We start from the raw sequence: 1,664 nt of genomic DNA on the forward strand, positions 1-1,664 counted from the left end.
TGAGTTCCTAACTGAAGTCAAGCTACTTGTGGGCTCGTCGTAGGCTTGGGTATAGCGGGCTGGGATGTTGGAGCGCTTGGCGACTCCTGTGACTCCTGGCCCGCCTTGTTTTGGCGCTTACGCATGAGTTTGTGGTTGACGTGGTCACGGTGGCGGGGATCGAGTTGGTAGCGCTCTTTGACGATGGCGCGGCCTTCGGATTCGGTGATCGCAGTGCCATCGACGTCGCGTAGTTGGTAGGGCTGTCCGGCGCGCATGCAGGTGGCGATTCGGGTGACCAGCATGGTGGCCAGGTGGCAGATCGCCGAATCGTGGTGACGGTCCCCGGCCATCAGACGCTGGTACTTCGCGCCAAATTGGGGATCGACTTTACGCGCGTGATCGGCTGCAGCATAAAGCATTTCGCGCAGCAGCGGGTCGCCGGCCTTGGTGATCGACGATTCAGTCTTGACCACCCCTGATTGGCTGACTTTCGGGACCAGGCCGGTGTAGGCGCGGATCGCCGCGAGCGAGGCGAAACGGTGCGGATCACCGAGCCGGCCGGCGATGACCGCACTGATGGTGGGGCCGACGCCTGGCGCGGACGCAACGATCCCCTGCGGATCAGCGTCTGCGTAGAGGTTGGCGATCCGCTCATCGATCTCTTTGATCTGACGAGTCAAAAACAGCGCTTGTTCGGCCTCGTGGGCAACATCGGCGGACAGTTCGGCAAAGTCCATCCCATCGGTGCCCTCGACATTCCAGAGGGCCAGGGTTTCTCTGGCCGCGGCGATCAGGCCCGCGGCATGGTCCTCACGCCAATTGCCACGCGAGCGGGCGGCAAGGAACCTGGCCAGCCTGGCCTGGCCGAACCGGATCACCGCATGCGGGTCTGCGTAACGGGCCAGGAATTCCAGCGCGGCGTTACCGTAATTCGAGCCCAGTACCGCATACCAGGCCGGTCCCAGCAGCTCGATCAGCGCGTCGAGGCGGGCATAGACCGCGGTGCGGCGCTTGACCATAGTGGAGCGCTGCTTGACCAGCCGCCGCAACGGATCAGCCGGCCCCTGCCCGGAATACTCACGCAGCCCATCAGGATGCAGCAGCGGCAGCCGAGCCAAAAGCTCGGAGTCAATCCGGTCGTTCTTGGCGTGCTTGGAGTAGTACTTACGCAAGTCAGCCGACTGCGTTGTCGGCACCATCACCACCTTCGCACCCCGCCGGCGAAACCACTCGGCAATCACGATCCAGGCATTTCTGGTGGGCTCTAGAACCACCGTCAACTCAGCCGGATCCTCGGCACCCACATCGGCCCACACCCGCTCCAGCTCGTCTGGGCGGGTCATGAACTTACGGCCCCGCCACACCGTCTTTCCGTCACGGGACAGCGTCGCCTGATGCGCAGCCCGAACCGCGACGTCGATCCCCAACGTCAATGCCACCGCAAAACCCTCCTGCCACTGGCTCTTTCAGACCACCAGGTGACTGACCGCCGCGGCCACGGCCCAGACATTCTCTAAGCAGGAGTCCACACCCACCGGCTGGCTCCAAGTTCCCGAACAAGAACACCGCACGACCAGACACCGAAGTCCACGGGAGGCCGCTCAGATTCCAGGAATCACCACGTGTCCCAGTCGGACCCTCGGACCTGCCCGTGGACTCACACAAAATCTAAATGTCGGACC

At 63.2% G+C, this 1,664-nt stretch carries 1 protein-coding gene; it reads right to left on the reverse strand.

The window, feature by feature from the left end:
• Positions 1–17 precede the first annotated feature (17 nt).
• Positions 18–1,421, reverse strand: coding sequence for an IS110 family RNA-guided transposase (locus tag ORI27_RS32780; protein ID WP_266001417.1), 1,404 nt, complete (start codon positions 1,419–1,421; stop codon positions 18–20).
• Positions 1,422–1,664 lie beyond the last annotated feature (243 nt).

The organism is Mycobacterium pinniadriaticum, from assembly GCF_026242045.1.
GTDB lineage: Bacteria > Actinomycetota > Actinomycetes > Mycobacteriales > Mycobacteriaceae > Mycobacterium > Mycobacterium pinniadriaticum.